We start from the raw sequence: 17305 nt of genomic DNA, 5'->3' as shown, positions 1-17305 counted from the left end.
CGAATCGGGGATTTAGAATAGGAAACTGTGCGCTAATGCGCGCGTTCCCATCCCTCCGGGGAAGCTCCCAGGTACTCCACCAGGAAGAAGGCATCAGTGTCCAGCACGACGTCGGCCCGTCCGCTTCGGGTCGCCATCATCGGCGCAGGCCCGGCCGGTGTTTATGCCGCAGACATCCTGACCAAGTCGCAGGAGGTCAAGGGCGGAGACTTCGAACTCTCCATCGATCTCTTCGACCAGTACCCGGCACCGTATGGCCTGATCCGCTACGGCGTGGCCCCGGATCATCCGCGCATCAAGGGCATTGTCACTGCACTGCACAAGGTGCTGGACCGCGGCGACATCCGCTTCCTCGGCAACGTGAACTACGGCCGCGACCTCACATTGTCAGACTTCCGGACCTTCTATGACGCCGTCATTTTCGCGACGGGTGCCGTGAAGGACGCCGATCTGAACATCCCCGGCGTGGAGCTCGAGGGATCCTTCGGCGGGGCGGACTTCGTCTCCTGGTATGACGGACACCCCGATGTCGACCGCGACTGGCCGCTGGACGCCAAGGAGATCGCCGTCATCGGTAACGGCAACGTGGCGCTGGACATCGCCCGCGTCCTGTCCAAGCACGCCGACGACCTCCTGGTGACCGAGATTCCGGCCAACGTCTACGCCGCACTGAAGCGGTCTCCGGTGACGGACGTGCACGTCTTCGGCCGCCGCGGCCCGGCGCAGGTGAAGTTCACGCCGCTCGAGCTGCGCGAGCTTTCGCACTCCCGTGACGTCGACATCGTGCTTTACCCGGAGGACTTCGACTTTGACGAAGCATCCGAGCAGCAGATCGCCAGCAACAACCAGACCAAGACCATGGTCAAGACGCTGACCAACTGGCTCGTCGAACAGCCGGAGGACCCCTCCGAGTTCACAGCCTCGCGCCGCCTGCACCTGCACTTCCTGCACAGCCCGGTCGAAATCACCGATTCCCCTGAAACTCCGGGGAAGGTGGCGAACATCCGCTTCGAGCGCACCCGCCTCAACGGCACCGGCGGAGTCGAGGGGACCGGGGAGTACCTCGACTACCCGGTCCAGGCCGTGTATCGCGCGATCGGCTATTTCGGATCTGAGCTGCCGGAGGTCGGTTACGACGAGCAGAACGGCGTTATCCCCAACGAGGGCGGCCGCGTCATTGACGAGTCGGGCAACCCGGTTCCGGGGATCTACTGCACGGGCTGGATCAAGCGCGGACCGGTCGGGCTGATCGGCCACACCAAGGGCGACGCGCTCGAAACCATCGGCTTTCTCCTCGAGGACCGCCTGAACCTCCCGCCCGCCGAGCACCCATCCGAGGACGCCATCATCAACCTCCTTGAGGAGCGCGGCGTCCGGTACACCACCTGGGAAGGCTGGCTTCGGCTGGATGCCCACGAGATGAAGTTGGGTGCCAACTATATGCACGACGACGCCAGCCTCCCTGAGCTGGTTCGCGAACGAGTGAAGCTTGTTCCGCGCGAGGACATGATCGCTATCTCCCGCGGGGAGTAAGCTGCGAGGCCGGTTTGATGACGGCCTGATGAAGTGTTTTTTGGGCGGCAAGTTAGGTTTGCCTACACTTGCCTTGGCCCTCCGGCCGTTTCTCCCGTGTCTGCAGCTGAGATATCAGCAGACGCTTTAGCTAGGTGGTTTCCCGTTGCGCACTTCACTCGCGTCCGTTTCCCTGGGGCTTGTTGCCCTGCTGTCCATCTCCGGCTGCACCTTCAGCGGCACGTCGGGCAGCGCGGGCGAGGCTGCTGACCCGGACCAGCGGGTCGTGGTCAACAACTTCCGCGCGCCCGTCGCCGACTGGGCGCTCGAGAGCGACGCTGCCTACATCCTCTCCCTGTCCGGGTGTCTGGAGACACTGACCCGATATGACGAGGAGCAGGGGAAGATCGTTCCGTCCCTCGCAACCGAGTGGACACAGGTTTCACCGCTTGAATGGGACTTCACCATTCGCGAGGGTGTCATGTTCCAGGACGGCACTGTGCTCGATGCTGCCGCTGTGGTCGGTTCACTGCAGAACGTGCTCGACGCCGAAGTTCCAGCCCGCGCCTTCAGCACCGCCGTGGTCAGCGAAGTCACTGCGGTAGACGAGTCCACGGTTCGTGTCACCACCCCTACCGAGAGTCCGCTGGTTCCTTACCGTCTGGCCAGCGTCAACACCGGGATCCTGTCGCCCGCGGCCTTCGAGGGTGAAACGGTAGACCCGTTCGGCCACTGCACAGGGCCGTTCGAGCCCGTGTCCGAAAAACCCAAACAGTCGTTGACGGTTGACCGCAACGAGGACTACTGGGGCGGTGAGGTGCAGCTCGCCGGCGCCGAGATCCGGTTCATCACCGACGGCGCCACACGCACCGCCCAGATTCAGACCGGTGAAGCGGACGTCTCCCTCTCCATCCCAGTCTCCGGCCTGGCGGCCCTTGAAGCCGACCCGAACGTGAGTGTCCTGAAGGCCGATTCGCCGAGAACCGCCACGCTGTACATGAACAACGGCAGGGCGCCGTTCGACGACGTCGACTTCCGTAAAGCCGTCCGCTCAGCCCTGGACCTGGAAGCACTGGCCGCGAGCGTTTATGAAGGCGCCGCAATCCCGGCAACCGGTCCCTTCGCTCCGTCGGAGCCGTGGGCTGTCGACGGCGCAGCGGTGCCGCAGCAGGACGTTGATGCCGCCAAGGAGCTACTCTCCTCCGCCGGCTACAGCGCCGACCGTCCGCTCGAGATCGTCGCCATCGTGGAGCGAGCAGAGTTCGCCGATGTGGCCACCGTCATCCAGGAGAACCTGAAGACGGTCGGTGTTCCCGTGAAGATCACGACCAAGGAGTACGCCGCTGTGGAACCGGACCTGCTGTCCGGCAACTATGACATGGTCCTGAGCCAGCGCAACCGCCTGATCGACATCGCCGATCCCATCGGGTTCCTCACCGCTGACTACACGTGTGAAGGCAGCTACAACCTGAGCCACTTCTGCAACCCGGAGTACGACAAGTTGGTGGCGCAAGCCGCCACCACGGCCGACACCGCCGAGCGTTACACGCTCTACGCCGAAGCCGGGCAGATCCTCCAGGACGAGGCCGTGAACATCTGGCTCGTCAATGAGCAGGCTATTGACGCCGTGCGCACCGATCTGCAGGCCCACGTGCAGGATCCGCTGTCCCGGTACGTGCTCCGTGCGGGAACGGCCAAGTCTGCGTCCTGACCATGGCCCTCCCGCGTAGGCCCGAAGATCAGGGCCGCTCATGATGCTGTTCCTCGCCAGGAGAACGGCTGCCCTGGTGGCGGCCGTTCTCCTGGCGTCTTTCGCGGTCTTTCTAATCCCTTATGTCACGCCCGGCGATCCAGTGCGGAAGATCATCCGCTCCAGGGTGTCCGGCGACATGGTGGACGGATCCGCCGTCGAATCCCTGTCCCTTCAGCTGGGGCTTCAGGACCCGCTCTGGACCCAGTATCTGCGCTGGCTGGGTCAGCTGGTCCGCGGAGATATGGGCTTGTCCTACACGAGCCGCACCCCCGTGGTGGAGCAGGTACTGCCCGCCCTCTGGATCACTCTCAGCCTCGTGGTCATGACTCTTGCCGCGGCCGCCCTGGTGTCCGTGGTCCTCGGCGTTACGGCGGCCCTCACGGAGGGCCGTGCGGCGGACAAGGCCATCACCGCGCTCAACCAGGCCTTCATCGCCATGCCCGAATACTGGCTGGCGCCGATGCTCGTCCTGGTCTTCGCGATCCAGCTCTCCGTGCTGCCGTCGGCAGGGTGGGAGGGCCCGACGTCGGCTGTGCTGCCGGTCGCGGTCCTCGCCTTGCGCCCCACAAGTCATTTCACGTCTGCGGTACGCGACGGGATGCTTGAGGCCCTGGCAGCAGACCACGTGGTGGCCGCACGGGCCAGGGGGCTCAGCCGCTTCGACACCGTGCGGAAGCACGTCATTCCCAACGGACTGCTCCCGCTGACGACGCTGGTTGCCGTCTGGTTCGCAGGTCTTCTGGGAGGATCGGTCATCATTGAGGTGATCTTCGCCATTCCGGGCATGGGGCGCCTGCTTTTTGACGGCGTGCTGAACAGCGACATTCCGCTGGCGCAGGGCGCGGTCGTCCTCGTCGTCGGGCTTGCGGTGGTGCTGACCACTGCGGCCGACCTTGTGCACGGACTCCTCAACCCACAGGTCAGGATGCGCCATGCGTAAGCTCACCCGGGCAGTGGGCCGTCTGCCGGTGCACCTTCGCATCGCGACCGCCGTGCTCGCGCTCATCGTACTGTCAGTCGCCCTCGGCGCCTGGATTGCGCCCTATCCGCCGGCCGAGCAGGATCTCGTATCCCGGCTTGCTCCGCCTGGTGCTTCACACTGGCTGGGCACGGACCACCTGGGCCGTGACACCCTGAGCCGACTGCTCGACGGCGGCCGCTTCTCACTGACCATCGCAGCCCTTGCCACCGTACTTACCGCGGCAATCGGCACAGCGATCGGTGTGCTTAGTGCACGCCGGCGCGGATGGCTCGACGAGTTTTTCACCCGTACCAGTGACGTTCTGCTGGCGATGCCGGAAATGGTGATTGCACTGTTCCTGGTTGCGGCGCTTGGCGCGGGGTACCCATCACTGCTGCTTGCCCTGACCGTGACCGGCTGGACACCCTTCGCCAGGCTGGCCAGGGCACTGGCCTACGACGTCTCGGCGCGCGGGTTCATGGACGCAGCCAGGGTGCTGGGGTGCCCGCCCTGGTTCATAGTGCTGCGGCATATCCTGCCCCATCTTGCTGGACCTCTGCTCGGGCAGGCCACCCTCCGCTTCGGCCAGTTCCTCATCAGTGTCGGCGCCCTCTCCTACCTGGGCCTGGGGGTGCAACCTCCGCAGTCGGATTGGGGGTCGATGCTCGCCGCCGCCCAACCCTACGCAGTAAGGTCGCCCATGACCATGCTCGCCCCGGGCCTGGTCATCTTCGTCGTCGCGCTCTGCGTGACGCTTCTCGGCCAGCATCTGGCACGTATGTCGGGCAGCACATTGCTGCCCGCCGCATCAGTTCCGACGGCGGCTGCCGGCCATGGGTGAGGGTCTGTCCATCGAGGGTCTCAGCCTCGCCGGGTCCAGCACCGGGCCGGCTGCTCGGCTGCCGTCCGGAGAAGGCGGGGTTCCTCCGCTGCTGCTTTCCGGCGTCGGGCTCTCTGTGGCGCCGGGTGAGATGGTGGCTCTGGTGGGGGCCTCCGGAAGCGGTAAAACCATGACTGCGCTGTCGGTGCTGGGATTGCTTCCGCCCGGGATCCGTGTTGCGTCCGGCTCTATCCGGCTCGGCGGGACAGAACTCCTGCGCTGTGAAGACAAGGAGCTCAACCGTATTCGCGGCGGCCGGCTGGGCATGCTGTATCAGCAGCCGAAGCGCATGTTGAATCCGAGGATGACGATCGGACGCCATCTCGCTGAGCCGCTGAAACTGCACCGCGGACTGCGCGGACGAGCTGCCAAAGCGCAGGCACTGAGGCTGCTTTCCGACGCCGGGTTCGAGGATCCGACCCGTTGTGCGCGCTCGTACCCGCATCAGCTCTCCGGCGGGATGGCACAGCGGGCCATGCTCGCGCTTGCCATGGCCGGCCAGCCGGAGATGCTGCTCGCCGACGAGCCGACGTCGGCGCTGGACAAAGTGCTCGAGCGGCAGATCCTGGAGCTGATCGATACGCAGAGAAACGTGCACGGGCTCGGGGTCCTCTACATCACCCATGACCTGGCCACCGTCTCGGCATTCGCTGATCGGGTGGTGGTGATGGACGGCGGCCGCATCCAGGAGACTGGTCCGGTCAGGACTGTATTGAATACACCGCAAACCACGTTCACGCGGGAACTGCTCTCGGCGTCAGCCCTCACAACGGCGACGGTCGACCCCGCGCGGGAACCTGTGCGCATCCCGGTGGAGAGCCTGCTCCGGGCCCGCACGGTTCAGGCAAGGGCGGCTGAGACGCTTCCGCGCATCCCGGTCCGCGTTGCGGCGGAGAAGCAAGGAGGTGGCCATGCGGTCCGGACTCCGCTCCCGACGCCGGTCGCCAGGGGCGGGGCCTCCTCGGTCGAGCCCGGGTCGCCACGCACCATCTTGGCACTGGAGAACGTCACCAGGCGGTTCCCCTCGAACGGGCGCGGTGCCCGACCGGCTCTCGACGGAGTCTCCCTCAGCGTGCGGGAGGGGGAGATCCTTGGTGTGCTGGGGCAGTCAGGTTCCGGAAAAAGCACACTCGCCCGCCTGCTCGTCGGTGTGGAGACGCCAGATCGAGGCCGAATCATTCGATCGCCGCGGCCGAGGGAGGTGAAAGACCCAACGGCAGTGCAGTTGGTTTTCCAGGAGCCGCACGACGCATTTGACCCACGCATGAAACTGCGCGCCAGCCTGGAAGCTGCGTTGCTGCGCCGTCGTGCCCTCACTGCGGACGAGCGTGAGGCGCTCATCAGGCAGTCTGTCCGGGACGTTGAACTGGGGGCGGATCTGCTGGAACGCTACCCGAGCCAATGTTCCGGCGGACAACTTCAGAGACTTACGATTGCGAGGGCGCTCCTCCTGGATCCGGCGGTACTGATCTGCGATGAGGCTACCTCCGCCCTGGACGCCGTTACCCAGCGCAAGGTCCTGGACCTGCTGTTGCGCCTGCACCACGACCGCCGGCTCGCACTCATCATGATTTCCCACGACATGAACGTCATCCGGTATATGAGCCGGCGGGTGGCAGTGCTCTATCAGGGCGCCCTCGTTGAGCTGGCACGCACGACCGACTTCTTCGCGAAGCCGGAGCACAGCCACAGCAAGCAGTTGGTTGCTGCTGCGCAAACGATACAGAGACCGACCAGTGTCGCGATACCCCTCTGAAACGCGCACACTTCTCGGTGCGCAGCTGGTCTTCAACCTGGGCTTCTATGCTGTAATACCCTTCCTGGCCGGAGCCATGGGCGGGGATTACGGGCTGGACGCGGCCGCCGTCGGGCTTGTCCTTGGTGCCCGGACCTTCAGTCAGCAGGGCATGTTCCTCTTTGGTGGTCTGCTGGCCGACCGGTGGGGTGCCCGCCGTGCCATCCTCACCGGCTGTCTGGTCCGCATCGCCGGTTATGCGACGCTGGCGGCGGCGTCGGACTTCACCCTATTTCTCCTGGGCGCCGTGCTCACCGGGGCAGGGGGTGCGCTGTTCTCGCCAGCCCTTGAATCCCAACTCTCGCACGCGGACCGTTCGAGACAGGTTCCCCGCACGAGCCGTACACCCTCGAACGCCGACGGACGGAAAGGCGCCCGGTCGGTGTTCGTCTGGTTGGCCATCACAGGTGAAATAGGAGCGCTGCTCGGACCCCTGCTTGGAGCGGCACTGCTGGGGTGGGGGTTCGATGCAGCACTGGTCGCAGGAATAGCTGTCTTCGCCGCCGTGACCATACTGCTGTGGTTCCGGCTGCCCGCCGACGTCCCGGTACGCCGACCGCAGGAGGGTGAAGCGGAAGTCGAAGCGCGCCGCCCCGGTGACGCTCTTGCGTGCCTGCGAAACCGGCGGTTCGTCGCCTTTTGCCTTCTTGCAAGCACCAGCATGCTGGCGTACAACCAGCTCTATTTCGCGTTTCCGCTCGAATTGGGCCGGCGGGGACTGGAGAGTTCGTGGCTGGCCGTGCTGTTCCTGACCGCTTCGGTGATGACCCTGCTGCTCCAGTTGCCCGTCGCTGCAATGGGCCAACGGATCGGGCCGGGGCGGGCCGTGTCGGTGGGGTTCCTGCTGATGGCCAGTGCGATGGGGATCACCGCACTGACGGCGGTAGCTGCAGGGACGCGCTCCGAGGCATCAGGCTGGGACGCACAGGGAGCAGGACCAGCCATCGCGGGAGTACCGCACGCCGCGGTACTGATGGTCTGCATCGTCGGAGTCCTCATGCTCGGTCATATGCTGATTCGGCCCACGGTCCTCGCGCTCATACCCAGCTTCATCCCGGAGAGCGCCGGAGCGGGAGCAGGCCGTGGCGCCTACTACGGGCTCTCAGCAACGTGCGGCGGCGTCGCAGTGCTGGCTGGAAACGCACTGCTGGGCTGGCTGCTGGACCTGACCGACCGGCATCACTGGTGGCCGGGAACCCCCTGGCTGCCACTCATCGCACTTGCCCTGCTAGCAGCGCTCCTGCTGCCGAAGCTGCTGCATGGAAGTCACCCCGCGCTCCGGCACCCTGAGTCGACCCGAAGGACGAGGCAGTAAGCAGTCGCCCTTGTCAGGTGAGGTACTCCAGAGAATAATCCGCACTGGTACCGGTCCGTCGGCGGGATGCGGCGCTGCTCCGGGCTGTGGGAAGGACTGACCGTGAAAGCAATCGTCGTGGGCGCGGGAATCGCGGGTCTCGCCACCGCCGTCAACCTTGCTGACGCGGGGTGGCAAGTGGAGATACTCGAGAAGTCAGGCGGCCCTAGGGCCAGCGGTTACATGATGGACTTCTTCGGCGCCGGATACGACGCCGCGGAGAAGATGGGTGTCCTACCTGCACTCGAGGCACGTGCCTATTCCGTTGATGAAGTGTCCTACGTCGACTCGGCGGGTCGCACCACCGGGCGGCTCAGCTTCAAGCGATTCGCTGAAGCCGTCAATGGACGGCTGCTGAGCATCATGCGGCCCGATCTCGAGGAAGCGCTGCGGGAGAGCCTTCCCGCGTCGGTTCCGCTTCGCTACGGTGCGACATTTACGCGGATCGAGAATAATGCCGACGGAGTCCGGGTCCATACAAGTGACGGTCGATTCGTTGACGGTGATCTTCTGGTCGGCGCAGACGGTATCCACTCGGCGGTGCGGGAAGCCCTCTTCGGGCCGGAGGCGCAGTTCATCAGGTACCTCGGATTCCATACTGCAGCGTTCACCTTTGACGATTCCGAGATCAATAGTCAGGTCAGAGGCCGCTTCGCGGTCAGTGACACCAAGGACAAGCAGATAGGGCTATACGGGTTGCGGGGCACCAGGGTCGCGGCCTTCCTGATCCATCGCGATGGATCGCCAATCCTGCCGGCCAACCGGAGGGAGACCCTGCGCAGGGAATTTGCGGATGCTGGCTGGCTTGCCCCGCGCGCGCTCGACCAGGCGCCTACGAACCCCTACTACGACGTCGTTGCCCAGGTCCACCTGGATCGTTGGCATACGGGGCGCGTAGTCCTGGTGGGTGACGCGTGCCAAGCCGTTTCCCTGCTCGCAGGTCAGGGATCCTCATTGGCTATCGCGGGAGCCCGGGTCCTGGTCGCTCTCCTTGTGCATGCTCCGTCAATCAATGACGGTCTCGCTGCCTATCAGGATCATTGGATGCCCGTCGTGCGCGAGAAGCAGGAGGCGGGACGGCGCGCAGGGCGGTGGTTCCTGCCGTCGTCGGACGCGGATCTGATGGTGCGGCGGGTGATGACCAGGCTCTCCCGCCTTCCGCTCGTCAACCGGTTCATCGGGAATGCGCTGGCGGGTAAGGCAGTGCGAATTCCATAACCTTGATAAGCAAGCGTTCACTTGCGTATTATTGACCGGTGGCTGATATCTTCCGGGCTCTCGACGACGAGACAAGGCGGCTGATCCTCGATGAATTGTTCGCGCGGGACGGCCAGACGCTGTTCGAAATTTGCTCGGTTCTGACCATGCGGCATGAAGTGGCCAGCTCCCGGCAGGCTATTTCACAGCATTTGGCGGTCCTCGAAGCTGCCGGCCTGGTCACGACCGAGCGCCGGGGGCGTTCGAAGTTCCACTACTTCAATCCAGGGCCACTCGCCGAGATCGCGAACCGGTGGCCTGCCAGTGAGAGGGCAAGTGCATGAAAATCGCGCTGACGAGCATTTTCGTCGATGACCAGCGGGCGGCTCACGCCTTTTATACGGATGTCCTCGGGTTCCGGACCCGCCATGATATCCCGCTGGGTGAGGACTTCTGGTTGACCGTCGTTTCTCCGGAGGCGCCGGACGGGCCGGAGTTGCTCCTCGAGCCTGCGGGCCACCCGGCCGTCAAGCCCTACCGGGATGCCCTGGTGGAGGATGGTATCCCGCTGGCTCAGTTCAACGTCGATGACCTTGCCGCGGAGCATGCTCGGCTTGCCGGCCTCGGGGTTCAGTTCACTCAGCCGCCCACTGACATCGGCACGGCCCTCGTCGCTGTGCTGGACGATACCTGCGGCAATCTCATTCAACTGATCGAGCTGAAAGCTCCAGCAGACGACGGCGGCGCCTCCTAAATTAGTTCCCGAGCAATCAGGACCTGAATAACTTGCACGGTGTGCAAACTTGCACCTAGTGTAAGTATGTGACTCCGCAGCAAACCAGTCGTCGCGAGCAGAACAAGCTCGACACCCGGCGGGCAATAGCCCAGGCCGCTCTTGACCTGGCCCGATCCGAAGGTCTCGGTGCGTTCACCGCAGAGCACATCGCCGAGCGGGCAAACATCTCCCGTCGCACCTTCTTCAACTACTTTCACAGTGCCGAAGAGGCGCTAAGCGTCTCCACCGAAGCATTCCTCGACCAGGCTGAAGCTGAGCTGACAAAACGTCCTGCCGACGAGCCGATCCTTGACGCGATGATCCAGGCGCTCGCAGCAACCACGAAGGTCGAGAACCTGCAGGACTGCGGCGATCTCTTCCGCATGGCCGCGGGCAATCCGGACCTCCTGGGCACACAGCTTCTGGCCTGGGAGCGCGCAGAAGCGCGCATCATCAGCGCGGTCGAAGAGCGCCTGGAGGGACAGGCATCGAGTCTGTACATCCATGCGCTCGTCGGCTCGCTACTTTCCTGCGCCAAAGCCGCCATGCGCGAATGGGCTTCCAGCGAGAACCCTGACCGCGACGCGGCACAGACACTCGAAAACCACATCGTCACAACGCTCACCATGCTGCATGACGGCTTTTCTCACCCGACGCTCTAGCCCAGGACGCAGATCACCATGGCATTCCTCCTGTACCGACTCGGTTCGTTCGCCTACCGCCGCCGCTGGTGGGTGGTCTCCGCCTGGCTGGCCATCATGGTCGCGGTCGGCGGGTCAGCCGTTGCCTTCTCCGGCACCCTCAGCAACAACTTCACGATTCCAGGCACAGAATCCCAGCGCGTCCTCGACGAGTTGAAGGAAGAGATGCCTGACGCCGTGGGCGGAATGGGGACCATCGTCTTCGAAAGTCCTGACGGTGAATTCAGCACCGATCAGCGCGAAGACGTCAGCAGCGTACTGAGTGACGTCGCTGAGCTCGAGGGCGTGGAAGCGGTGATCGACCCCTTCGTCACCGCTCAACAGATCGCCGACAGTCGGGAAGAGCTCGAGAACGGGCGTGCTGAGCTTGAAGCAGGCGCCCAGCAGCTCCGCGACGGCGCCGCCCAGCTCGACGCAGGACAGGCACAGTTGGATGAGCAGCGCGCGCAGTTCGAAGCCGGAAAGTCCTTCCTTCCGGCCGAGCAGATCGATGCCACTGTGGCTCAACTCGACGCCGCCCAAACCGAGATCGATGCGCAGCGTGGGCAATTGGATGAAGGACAGGCAGAACTCGATGCCGCCCGCGTCGAACTGGAGCTGGGGGAACGCCAACTGGAGGCTTCTTCCGGAGTGCAGTTCGTATCGGAGGATGACACCACAGCCGTCGCAAGCATCCAATTCACGTCGTCGGTGGACGCAATCAGCGTCGAGACGCGAGAAGCTGTCCAGGCGGCCGCGGACCGGGCGACCGAGGCCGGTCTCTCGGTGGAGTACAGCAAGGAGATCGTTCAGGACATCTCCGAGATTTTCGGTCCCGCGGAAGTCATCGGCCTCGCCGTGGCCGCGCTCGTCCTGATCCTGATGCTCGGAACGCTCATCGCCGCTGGCCTTCCGCTGCTGATGGCGATCGTCGGCGTAGGTGTCGGCGTTGGCATCACCTTCGCGCTCACCGGCGTCATTCAGATGAGCTCTATCTCTCCGGTACTCGCGCTGATGCTTGGACTCGCCGTCGGGATCGATTATTCGCTGTTCATCGTGAACCGCCACCGTACGCAGTTGCTGCGGGGCATGCCTGTGCAGGAATCGATCGCGCGTGCCACCGGTACAGCAGGCAACGCCGTGTTGTTCGCGGGTATCACCGTTGTCATCGCGCTTGCCGCCCTCGCCGTTCCAGGCCTTCCGTTCCTCACCATTCTTGGCATGTCCGCGGCTGGAACCGTGGCCGTAGCTGTCATCGTCGCGCTGACCCTGACGCCCGCGCTGCTCGGCTTCATGGGTCGTCGGGTCATCTCGAAGCGCCGTTGGGCGAAGGCGGAGTCCGCAGGTGCTGACGCGCAGGCCGCTGAAGAACACTCCGCGGACGATTCCTATGCGGCGGGCCGAGGCTGGGGCGGTGCCGTGACCCGCAAGCCGATCCTGACGGTGCTTGCGGCCGTCGCCGCGCTCGCGGTGCTCGCCATCCCCGCCCTGGAACTGCGTGTGGGACTGCCCGACGGCGGTTCCGAACCCGCTGATTCGACTGCCTACCGCGCGTACACGCTTGTCGGTGAGAAGTTCGGTGAGGGCACCAACGGTCCGCTGCTCGTAGTGGGCAACCTGCCGCCCATCGAAGACGAGGCTGACCGCACGGAACTGCAGCTGGACGTCGCAGACGAACTCACCCAGGTCGAGGACGTTGCTGCGGCGGTGCCCGCGGCCATCAGCGACGACGGCCGCACCGCGATCTACCAGGTCATTCCCGAGGAAGGCCCGGCAAGCGAGAGCACCGAACAGCTTGTCCGCGACCTGCGCGCTGAGGCGGCGAACATCGAGGACGCCACCGGTGTGACAGTTTCCGTCACAGGCCAGACCGCCGCAAACATCGACGTGTCCGCCAAACTCATGGAGGCCATGCCTCTCTACCTAGGCATCGTCGTCGGGCTCTCATTGATCCTGCTGCTCTTGGTCTTCCGCTCCATCCTCGTGCCGCTCATCGCCACAGCGGGGTTCCTGCTCTCACTGATGGCCAGCTTCGGGGCCACCGTGGCGATCTACCAGTGGGGCTGGCTCGGTGATTTCTTTGGCGTCACCAACCCCGGCCCGATCCTGAGCTTCCTGCCGATCATCCTGATCGGCGTCCTGTTCGGTCTTGCCATGGATTACCAGATGTTCCTTGTCTCCGGAATGCGCGAGTCCTTCGTGCACGGCCGGCCGGCGAAGGAAGCGGTACGCGTCGGCTTCAGCCACGGGGCACGGGTGGTCACGGCGGCGGCCATCATCATGGTGTCGGTGTTCGCGGGCTTCGTCTTCTCCCACCTCACCATGGTTCGACCGATCGGATTCGGCCTGGCCTTCGGCGTGTTGCTGGACGCCTTTGTGGTGCGTATGACCCTGATCCCCGCAGCGATGCACCTCCTCGGCCGGTCAGCCTGGTGGCTGCCCAGGTGGCTGGACCGCATCCTCCCGGATGTCGACGTTGAGGGCGCCCGGTTGATGGAGAAGACGGACCACGACGCCGGCCGGGACGTGCCGTCGTCGGATCCGGTACCGTCGGGCCGCTGAAGGGGATCAAACCGTCTCACATGGTGAGACTAATGCGGAGAAGTATTTCGTAATCTCTAGGATTATGCGGTCAGTTTTCCCCATCAAGGACACATAGCCGTGAATCTTTTCCGTACCAAGTCGATCGAACAGTCGATCGCAGACTCAGGTGAGAAGGGCCGCACACTCAAGCGGTCGCTCACCACCTGGGACCTCATGATCATGGGCGTGGCTGTTGCTGTCGGCGCCGGCATTTTTTCGGTCGGCGCTCAGGCAGCGGCCTTCAACGCCGGGCCGGCAGTGACCATCTCGTTCGTGCTGGCTGCAATCACCTGCGCGCTGGCCATCATGTGCTACGCCGAGTTCGCCACAGCGATCCCTGTTGCAGGCAGCGCCTACGTCTTCACCTACGCGACCATGGGTGAGCTTCTCGCATGGATCATCGGCTGGAACCTCATTCTTGAGTTGCTGATGGCCGGAGCGGTGATCGCGAAGTTCTGGGGCGTGTATCTCAGTGACCTGTTCGCGGTGCTCAACCTGGACGTTCCGTCCCAGGTCAACGTCTTCGGTATCACCATGTACTGGGGGCCGCTCATCATCGTGGCGATCTTCACCGTCATTCTGGTGCTCGGAACCAAGCTGTCAGCCCGTGTGAACAACATCTTCACCATCATCAAGATCGCCATCGTGCTGTTCGTGATTGTTGCGGGATTCTTCTTCATCAACGGCGAGAACTACCAGCCGTTTGTCCCGGCCTCCGAGCCGCCCGCGGCACTGGATGCGGACTGGACCTCGCAGCCCTTCCTGTCCTTCCTGTCGGGTGCCAACCCGGCCGTCTACGGTTTCACCGGCATCATCTCCGGTGCAGCGTTGGTCTTCTTCGCGTTCATCGGCTTCGACGTCGTTGCCACCTCCGCCGAGGAGGTCAAGGACCCGCAGAAGACCCTTCCGCGCGGAATCTTCGGTGGCCTGGCGCTGGTGACCGTGCTCTACATCCTTGTCACCCTGGCCGTGACCGGGATGGTGTCGTACAAGGAACTTGCCGCAGCGGAATCGCCGTCGCTGGCCACCGCATTCCAGCTGGTGGGAGCAGACTGGGCCGCCGGCATCATCTCGGTGGGAAGCCTCATTGGCCTGACCACCGTAATCATGGTGCTGCTCATGGGTCTGGCACGGGTCATCTTCGCGATGAGCCGTGACGGGCTAATGCCCCGAGGGCTGAGCCGTACCTCTGAGAAGCGCAGCACTCCGGCCCGCACACAGATCCTCTGCGGCGTCGTCGTTGCGCTGCTGGCCGGCTTCACCGAGGTAGAGCTGCTCGCCGAGATGATCAACATCGGCACGCTGTCAGCGTTCGTCACGGTCAGCCTCGGCATCCTGGTGCTCCGCAAGAAGCGCCCTGATCTGAAGCCGTCCTTCCGTGTGCCTTTCGGCAAGGTGATCCCGGTTCTGTCGGCGGTCCTCTGCCTGTACCTCATGCTCAATCTGGCCACCGTGACCTGGGTGTTCTTCGGCATCTGGCTCGTCGTGGGTTTCGCGATCTACTTCGCGTACGGTCGGCGGCACTCACGGCTGGCATCAGGAAACGCAGATGAACCCGAGCTGGAAGAGTCCCGCGCGGGACGTTGACCTTCGGCGGGAGGGGCGCGTCAGGGCGGACTGTAATATTCAGCCATGGCGCGCCCCCCGAAACCGGAACGCAAGAACGAGCTTCTCGACCAGATCGTCGAGTATCTGCTCGACAAGACGTTCGCGAGCCTGAGCTTCCGCACCCTTGCCGATGGGCTGGGCATCAGCAGCTATGTGCTCGTTTACCACTTCGGAAACCGCGAGGAGCTCATCAACGAGATCGTCGCGCATATTGAGGCACGTCATGATTCCATCAAGCCGACGAATCCCGAAAGTTTCACCCGGGACGACTTTCGTGAATGGCTCCTGGAATCCTGGAATGAACTGCTGGTCGACAGGAACCGAAGTCTGCAGCGACTGGAGTTCGAAGCCGCCGTTCAGGACTCCGTGAGTCCCAACCCCCGCGGCAGTGCCCTGAGGAAGTTCTCGTTCTGGCACGAACTTGCTGCCGATTGGCTGGTGAACCAGGGCCTGCCGCGCGAGGCGGCGGAGGGTTCGGCGCGACTCTTCGTATCAAGCCTGTACGGTCTGCAGTACGACTTTGTGCTGAACAATGACGGAGCGTCCGTGAAGCGGGCGCTGCACCTGCTGGTTGAGCGGTTCTTCAGTGGCCTGGACCATGCGCTCGCTGCAGTCCATTCGGAGGCCGGAAACAGCGAAAAGGGAGGACGGGCCTGAGCCCATCCTCCCTTTCCGCTTGCTTACACGGGTTACACCCTAGAACTTGTTCGCGGCCTCGGCCTCGGAGTTCTGGGCCGCACCGGAAGCGCAGCCGAGGTTGGCGCGAAGCTTCGCGCCAAGGTCCGCGTCAACGTTCGTCCAGTACTGGATGGCGCGCTCACGGATGTCCTCGATGGTCACACCGCTGACCGCACCCGTGATGGTCTCCAGGAAGCGCGCCTTCTCAGCGTCGTTGTAGACCTCCCGGTACAGCGTGCCGGCCTGACCGAAGTCATCGTCCTCTGCATGGAGGCTATGCGCGGCGCGCACCAGGTCGCCGTCGCTCTCCCAGCCGCCGTGCTCACCGTACTGCGCGGGATCTGCAGCGGGGCCGCCCACCGAGTTGGGAGCGTAGACCGGGGTCTGCGGGGAATTGAAGAAGAAGCGGGCGGCACCGTCCTTCGAGTAGTTTCGCACCTCGTTCTTCGGTGCGTTGACCGGCAGCTGCGCATGGTTGGTTCCCACGCGGTAGCGGTGCGCATCGGCGTAGGAGAAGATGCGGGCCTGCAGCATGCGGTCGGGGGATGCCGCGATACCCGGAACGAAGTTCGACGGCGCGAAGGTGGCCTGCTCGATCTGCGCGAAGTAGTTCTCCGGGTTGCGGTTCAGGGTGAGGCGACCGACCGGAATCAGCGGGTAGTCAGCGTGCGGCCAGACCTTGGTCAGGTCGAAGGGGTTGAACCGGTAGTTCTTTGCCTCTTCGTACGGCATGACCTGGACCTTGAGGTCCCAGCTGGGGAAGTTGCCCTGCTCGATGTTCTCGTAAAGGTCGCGGATGTGGTGATCTGCGTCCGAACCCGCCAGTGCCTCAGCCTCGTCGCCGGTCAGCGTCTCGTGGCCCTGGTTGGACTTGAAGTGGTACTTGACCCAGAACTTTTCGCCGGCCTCATTGATCCACTGGTAGGTGTGGGAGCCGTAGCCGTTCATGGTGCGCCATGAGGCGGGCAGTCCGCGGTCGCCCATCAGCCAGGTCACCTGGTGCGCTGACTCAGGGGAGAGGGTCCAGAAGTCCCACTGCATGTTGGCGTCGCGCAGGTTTGAACCGGGAAGGCGCTTCTGCGAGTGGATGAAGTCGGGGAATTTGATGCCGTCGCGGATGAAGAACACCGGGGTGTTGTTGCCCACAAGGTCGTAGTTGCCCTCGGAGGTGTAGAACTTCAGTGCGAAGCCGCGGGGGTCGCGCCAGGTGTCCGGGGAGCCCTGCTCGCCGGCAACGGAGGAGAAGCGCAGCAGCGTCTCGGTCATGGCACCGGGCTGGAAGAGCGCAGCCTTGGTGTACCGACTGACATCCTCCGTGGTCTCGAACATACCGAAGGCACCGCCGCCCTTGGCGTGCACAACGCGCTCGGGAACGCGCTCACGGTTGAACTGCGCGAGCTTCTCGATCAGGTAGTGGTCAGTCAGCGGGATGGCGCCGTCGCGGCCCAGGGCTGAGGAATTGCTGTCGTCGACAACGGGGGCACCCGATTGGGTGGTGCTGAAGTTGGCAGTCATGGATTCTCCTTCTT

Annotated in this window: 14 protein-coding genes; 13 read left to right on the top strand and 1 reads right to left on the bottom strand. The window is 64.1% G+C overall.

Translation table 11 applies throughout. The features are described 5' to 3' along the window. Positions 1 to 96: 96 nt before the first annotated feature. The 13 genes from M1D74_RS12480 to M1D74_RS12420 all read left to right on the top strand — a co-directional run bounded on the left by M1D74_RS12480 (position 97) and on the right by M1D74_RS12420 (position 15755). Positions 97 to 1533 carry an FAD-dependent oxidoreductase gene (locus M1D74_RS12480; protein WP_309123760.1) on the top strand — a complete coding sequence of 479 codons (1437 nt, stop codon included), beginning with the start codon at positions 97 to 99 and terminating at the stop codon, positions 1531 to 1533. Positions 1534 to 1678: 145 nt separating this feature from the next. Further along, positions 1679 to 3223: an ABC transporter substrate-binding protein gene (locus tag M1D74_RS12475; RefSeq protein WP_458115496.1), complete on the top strand. Its 1545-nt coding sequence runs from the start codon at positions 1679 to 1681 to the stop codon at positions 3221 to 3223. Between the two features lie 40 nt (positions 3224 to 3263). Next, positions 3264 to 4205 (top strand): ABC transporter permease, encoded by a 942-nt coding sequence (locus tag M1D74_RS12470; protein ID WP_309123762.1) that lies wholly within the window; start codon positions 3264 to 3266, stop codon positions 4203 to 4205. Then, positions 4198 to 5067: an ABC transporter permease gene (locus M1D74_RS12465; RefSeq protein WP_458115495.1), complete on the top strand. Its 870-nt coding sequence runs from the start codon at positions 4198 to 4200 to the stop codon at positions 5065 to 5067. The genes M1D74_RS12470 and M1D74_RS12465 overlap by 8 nt, the downstream gene beginning before the upstream one ends. Then, the gene (locus tag M1D74_RS12460; RefSeq protein ID WP_458115494.1) at positions 5060 to 6862 is read left to right on the top strand and encodes an ATP-binding cassette domain-containing protein; all 1803 of its coding nucleotides are present in this window, start codon (positions 5060 to 5062) and stop codon (positions 6860 to 6862) included. Before M1D74_RS12465 ends, M1D74_RS12460 begins: the two co-directional genes overlap by 8 nt. Then, a complete protein-coding gene (locus M1D74_RS12455) occupies positions 6843 to 8216 on the top strand; it encodes an MFS transporter (protein WP_458115493.1) in 1374 nt (457 codons plus the stop codon). The genes M1D74_RS12460 and M1D74_RS12455 overlap by 20 nt, the downstream gene beginning before the upstream one ends. A 102-nt stretch (positions 8217 to 8318) precedes the next feature. Then, positions 8319 to 9473 (top strand): FAD-dependent oxidoreductase, encoded by a 1155-nt coding sequence (locus tag M1D74_RS12450; protein WP_458115492.1) that lies wholly within the window; start codon positions 8319 to 8321, stop codon positions 9471 to 9473. Positions 9474 to 9511: 38 nt separating this feature from the next. Next, positions 9512 to 9796 carry an ArsR/SmtB family transcription factor gene (locus M1D74_RS12445; protein ID WP_309071209.1) on the top strand — a complete coding sequence of 95 codons (285 nt, stop codon included), beginning with the start codon at positions 9512 to 9514 and terminating at the stop codon, positions 9794 to 9796. After that, on the top strand, positions 9793 to 10206 hold the full coding sequence (locus M1D74_RS12440; protein WP_458115491.1) for a VOC family protein: 414 nt from the start codon (positions 9793 to 9795) through the stop codon (positions 10204 to 10206). The genes M1D74_RS12445 and M1D74_RS12440 overlap by 4 nt, the downstream gene beginning before the upstream one ends. A 68-nt stretch (positions 10207 to 10274) precedes the next feature. Next, entirely contained in the window at positions 10275 to 10889 is a 615-nt protein-coding gene (locus M1D74_RS12435) for a TetR/AcrR family transcriptional regulator (RefSeq protein WP_458115490.1), read from the top strand. Positions 10890 to 10907: 18 nt separating this feature from the next. Next, positions 10908 to 13469: an MMPL family transporter gene (locus M1D74_RS12430; protein WP_458115489.1), complete on the top strand. Its 2562-nt coding sequence runs from the start codon at positions 10908 to 10910 to the stop codon at positions 13467 to 13469. A gap of 99 nt (positions 13470 to 13568) precedes the next feature. Further along, the gene (locus M1D74_RS12425; RefSeq protein WP_309071213.1) at positions 13569 to 15077 is read left to right on the top strand and encodes an amino acid permease; all 1509 of its coding nucleotides are present in this window, start codon (positions 13569 to 13571) and stop codon (positions 15075 to 15077) included. Between the two features lie 45 nt (positions 15078 to 15122). After that, on the top strand, positions 15123 to 15755 hold the full coding sequence (locus M1D74_RS12420) for a TetR/AcrR family transcriptional regulator (RefSeq protein WP_309071214.1): 633 nt from the start codon (positions 15123 to 15125) through the stop codon (positions 15753 to 15755). A 39-nt stretch (positions 15756 to 15794) separates the two neighbouring features. Here M1D74_RS12420 and M1D74_RS12415 read toward each other — a convergent pair whose 3' ends face one another. Beyond that, positions 15795 to 17291 carry a catalase gene (locus M1D74_RS12415; protein ID WP_458115488.1) on the bottom strand — a complete coding sequence of 499 codons (1497 nt, stop codon included), beginning with the start codon at positions 17289 to 17291 and terminating at the stop codon, positions 15795 to 15797. Positions 17292 to 17305 lie beyond the last annotated feature (14 nt).

Source organism: Arthrobacter sp. D2-10, from assembly GCF_054161285.1.
Note: the sequence above shows the minus strand (reverse complement) of the source record. Positions and strands in the feature narration are given on the sequence as shown.

Bases quoted from the DNA above. Each gene is read 5' to 3' on its own strand.
- M1D74_RS12465 (WP_458115495.1), top strand. From the start codon at position 4,198: ATGCGTAAGCTCACCCGGGCAGTGGGCCGTCTGCCGGTGCACCTTCGC.
- M1D74_RS12415 (WP_458115488.1), bottom strand. From the start codon at position 17,291: ATGACTGCCAACTTCAGCACCACCCAATCGGGTGCCCCCGTTGTCGAC.
- M1D74_RS12460 (WP_458115494.1), top strand. From the start codon at position 5,060: ATGGGTGAGGGTCTGTCCATCGAGGGTCTCAGCCTCGCCGGGTCCAGC.
- M1D74_RS12470 (WP_309123762.1), top strand. From the start codon at position 3,264: ATGATGCTGTTCCTCGCCAGGAGAACGGCTGCCCTGGTGGCGGCCGTT.
- M1D74_RS12440 (WP_458115491.1), top strand. From the start codon at position 9,793: ATGAAAATCGCGCTGACGAGCATTTTCGTCGATGACCAGCGGGCGGCT.
- M1D74_RS12420 (WP_309071214.1), top strand. From the start codon at position 15,123: ATGGCGCGCCCCCCGAAACCGGAACGCAAGAACGAGCTTCTCGACCAG.
- M1D74_RS12430 (WP_458115489.1), top strand. From the start codon at position 10,908: ATGGCATTCCTCCTGTACCGACTCGGTTCGTTCGCCTACCGCCGCCGC.